At 30.4% G+C, this 3508-nt stretch carries 5 protein-coding genes, 1 pseudogene and 1 riboswitch; all 6 genes and pseudogenes read left to right on the top strand.

Annotated elements, in window-relative coordinates:
- Positions 1 to 148 precede the first annotated feature (148 nt).
- Positions 149 to 244: riboswitch (guanidine-I (ykkC/yxkD leader) on the top strand.
- 66 nt (positions 245 to 310) lie between these two features.
- The 6 genes and pseudogenes from AN619_RS14340 to AN619_RS16055 all read left to right on the top strand — a co-directional run bounded on the left by AN619_RS14340 (position 311) and on the right by AN619_RS16055 (position 3448).
- A pseudogene (locus AN619_RS14340) lies at positions 311 to 667 on the top strand (DMT family transporter).
- A 103-nt stretch (positions 668 to 770) separates the two neighbouring features.
- Positions 771 to 1478, top strand: coding sequence for a B3/B4 domain-containing protein (locus AN619_RS14335; protein ID WP_068557955.1), 708 nt, complete (start codon positions 771 to 773; stop codon positions 1476 to 1478).
- A 16-nt stretch (positions 1479 to 1494) separates the two neighbouring features.
- On the top strand, positions 1495 to 2184 hold the full coding sequence (locus tag AN619_RS14330) for a radical SAM protein (protein ID WP_068557954.1): 690 nt from the start codon (positions 1495 to 1497) through the stop codon (positions 2182 to 2184).
- Positions 2185 to 2228: 44 nt separating this feature from the next.
- Positions 2229 to 2609 carry a hypothetical protein gene (locus AN619_RS14325; protein ID WP_242867416.1) on the top strand — a complete coding sequence of 127 codons (381 nt, stop codon included), beginning with the start codon at positions 2229 to 2231 and terminating at the stop codon, positions 2607 to 2609.
- 162 nt (positions 2610 to 2771) lie between these two features.
- Positions 2772 to 3068 carry a MerR family transcriptional regulator gene (locus AN619_RS14320; protein WP_198153326.1) on the top strand — a complete coding sequence of 99 codons (297 nt, stop codon included), beginning with the start codon at positions 2772 to 2774 and terminating at the stop codon, positions 3066 to 3068.
- Between the two features lie 107 nt (positions 3069 to 3175).
- On the top strand, positions 3176 to 3448 hold the full coding sequence (locus AN619_RS16055) for a hypothetical protein (protein ID WP_068557952.1): 273 nt from the start codon (positions 3176 to 3178) through the stop codon (positions 3446 to 3448).
- Positions 3449 to 3508 lie beyond the last annotated feature (60 nt).

Raw genomic sequence — 3508 nt, 5'->3', positions numbered from 1 at the left:
AGGAATTAATATTTGATACTTTCGTATCCAGCTTCGAAAGTGCCAAAATTTATTCAACCGTTAAAGAAGCTGTGCAGAGCTTCCTTGACAAAGATCAGGTAGCTTAGTCAAACTTGTAAAGTGGTATTAAATAATAATTAAATTATATATTTAAGTTTTCTAGGGTTCCGCAATTTATATTTGGCAGGTCCGAGAGAAAACGCACAGTTAACTGTGTACACGGAAGGATAAAAGCCTGGGAGATATTTTCATAATATTTCTTTGGGCTTTTTATTTTACTTATTTTGAAATATTGCTATGAGATATTATTATGGTGAATGCAAATACTTATCTTGGGGGACTAATTATGAAGTGGTTTTACTTAGTGGCAGCAGGAATTTTTGAAGTATGGTGGGCAGAGGGATTAAAGTATTCACAAGGATTTACAAAAATAATATCCAGCATATTAACTTTGATAGGAATGGTTGCAAGTTTTTATTTTTTATCATTGTCTTTATAAAATTTCCCAATAGGTACTGCATATGCAATTTGGACAGGAATAGGAACAATTGGTACAGTATTATTAGGTATTATTTTGTTTAAGGAACCTATTGATATGATGCGTATAGTTCGTATAGTATTAATAGTTGGTGGAATCATTGGTTTGGAATTAATATCAATTGAATAATCATTGACGCTAATATAAAAAATGACTGATTCATTATACTATACAAATAAGTAAATCAGGCAAAAATGAAAACTATCTTAAATAATATTGAGGAGGTATTCAAATGAAAAAATTTATTATTGAGGATGATTTTTTAGGAGTATTCCCTAATGCAAAGATTGGAGTTGTAATTTGTCATGGTATAGATAATTCCATAAAAGATAAAGAGCAATATGAAGAAATGATTTTAAAGGCAGAAAAGGAAGCATTAAAGTATCTACAGAATGCAGAATTTAGTAAAAATTCAGTAATAAAAGTATGGAGAGAAGCATTCCAAAAATTTAAAACAAAGAAAGGTGCAAGGTCATCCATAGAAGCATTACTAAAGAGAGTTCATAATGGCAATCATATAGGAACTATTAATCCACTTGTGGATATTTACAACTCTATTTCATTAAGGTATGCATTACCTTGTGGCGGTGAAGATATAGACAAATTTGTTGGTGATATAAGATTAACTAAGGCTGTTGGAAATGAGGAATTTATTCCATTGGGAACCGAAGAGAACTCGCCTCCATATGAAGGGGAAATAGTCTACAAAGATGATAAAGGTGCAATTTGCAGATGCTGGAACTGGCGTGAAGCAATAAGAACAATGCTTACTGAAAATACGACTAATGCTTTCTTATGTATTGAATTAGTAGACGAAACTAGAGTAGTAGAATTTGAGAATGCATTAAAAGATTTGGCAAAATCAGTAGAAGATAATTTAGGTGGAACAAGTAAAATTTCAGTTTTAGATATAAATAATAAGGAAATAGTAATAGAGTAAATTAGGGGGTATAGGAATGAACGTTTTTAGTTATAAAGATATTTATATTGAAGATGGTAAAAGGGTGTTAGAAGTAAATATCCTGCCTGAAAAGTATTGTAACTTTGATTGTATATTCTGTCCTATTGGAAGGTCGTATAATAAAGTAGACACACAGCAGTCCTTTGATGAAATAGATGATTCATTTAATGAACTAGAAAGTATGATAGAAAATAATAATGTTGATTTAGTTTTTATTAACTCAAAAGGAGAAGCCCTTGTAAACAGTAGAATTAGTGATATCATTGACTTAATCAAAAGTAAGGGAGTACCTGTAAGGCTGTTATCTAACGGCTATTTATTGGGTAGAAAAGAATATATGCAAATAGCCAATAAATGTGATGAAGTTATTGGAGAGATAAAGGCAATTTCAGAAGAAGATTTTCAAAAAATCCAAAGACCAATTGAAGGATATACGCTAAAAGAATATATTTCAAATATGATTCTATTTAATAAACAATATAAAGGAAAATTTATTTTAGAAGTAACAATTATTAAAGGCTATAATGATACAGAGGAATCTGTTAATAAGATAAAAAATATTATTAATGAAATATCTCCAGACAAGGTAATTGTTGAAAGAATGAATGATGAAAGATTTAAGAAAAAACTTGGTATATCCGATGAAAGGTTTGATGAAATTTCAAAAGCATTACAAAATATTTAACTTTAGTGAATAATATTCTCACAATGTGTATTAAGAGAGGTTATATGCATTTGCAGGGGGGTAATAGTCTGGCGAAGCATGAGTTTGGAATAATAGATTCTTTTGAAGAAAACAAGTGGTATAACGAGTATGAGCCTGAAAAACATAATTGTATTTCTGTAAATGATGATTTAATAGAAGAATTAATTATAAAGTATAATGAAGAATTAATGGCGATAAAAACATATTTTCAGGTTACAACTCAGCCAGGAAACGGCTTGGATTATTATGGGATAACGCTCATCCCGCCAAAGTCACTTATACAATTTAGAGATGTTATTATCAAGGCAAATAGTCAATATCAATCCCAAGAACTTCAAGCCCTTATTGAAATGATAACTGATGCGATAAAAAAGGATAAATATTTAATTCACTATGGAATATAAGCAGTATTTACTGATAAGATATTGAAAGTTGATAAAGCAAATGTGAGGATTTATCGGATAAAAAAGTACTCTGTACATTGCGTATATTTTTGAACTTTATACAAAATAGGTATTGACTATCACCTTAGGGGTTAGCCTATGATAAATTATGAGGTGATACGAATGTTAATTAAAGATGTTTGTAAAAAATGTAAATTGACAAAAAAAGCAGTTGAATATTATGAGCAGCAGGGATTGATTTCTCCAGCGGTTGAGGATAATGGTTACCGAAATTATAGCGATGAAGATATTTCTGTATTAAAAGAAATTGGAGTTTTAAGGAAATTAGGCATCAGTATTGCTGAAATCAAAGATATTCTTGCAAGTAAAAATAAAGCCGTTGTTCTGGCAAAGTGCAAATATAAAATGGATTTAGAAGTTGAAAAATCAATGGCTAAAAAAAATGCCTGGAACAGTTAATAAAAGACTATGACATTGAGCAGGCAATTACCTATATTGAAAAAGACATTGAGAAGAAATTTACAATCAAAGAAAAACTGCTGCAAGCATTTCCAGGAGGTTATGGAATGTATTTATGTGTACATTTTGGACAGTTTCTTAATGGGAGAATTGATACTGAGGAAAAAGAAAGGGCATATAATAAAATTGTTGATTATTTGGATAAGATTCAAGAAATAGAATTTCCCAAAGAATTGGAAGAATTTTTGCAGCAGGGTCTTGGACAGATGGAAGAAGCAGATACGCAGAGAATTAATTCATCTATAATAGATTCATACCACTTTACAAGTTTGACTAAGCTACCTGATCTTTGTCAAGGAAGCTCTGCACAGCTTCTTTAACGGTTGAATAAATTTTGGCACTTTCGAAGCTGGATACGAAAGTATCAAATATTAATTCTT

The organism is Thermotalea metallivorans, assembly GCF_001562415.1.
GTDB lineage: Bacteria > Bacillota > Clostridia > Peptostreptococcales > Thermotaleaceae > Thermotalea > Thermotalea metallivorans.
The sequence above is the reverse complement of the archived record's forward strand: the minus strand, read 5'-3'. Positions and strand labels throughout refer to the sequence as shown.

What these genes read in the sequence shown, in the direction of transcription:
- AN619_RS14320 (WP_198153326.1), top strand. Translation starts at nt 2,772, where the DNA reads ATGTTAATTAAAGATGTTTGTAAAAAATGTAAATTGACAAAAAAAGCA.
- AN619_RS16055 (WP_068557952.1), top strand. Translation starts at nt 3,176, where the DNA reads ATGTATTTATGTGTACATTTTGGACAGTTTCTTAATGGGAGAATTGAT.
- AN619_RS14330 (WP_068557954.1), top strand. Translation starts at nt 1,495, where the DNA reads ATGAACGTTTTTAGTTATAAAGATATTTATATTGAAGATGGTAAAAGG.
- AN619_RS14335 (WP_068557955.1), top strand. Translation starts at nt 771, where the DNA reads ATGAAAAAATTTATTATTGAGGATGATTTTTTAGGAGTATTCCCTAAT.
- AN619_RS14325 (WP_242867416.1), top strand. Translation starts at nt 2,229, where the DNA reads ATGCATTTGCAGGGGGGTAATAGTCTGGCGAAGCATGAGTTTGGAATA.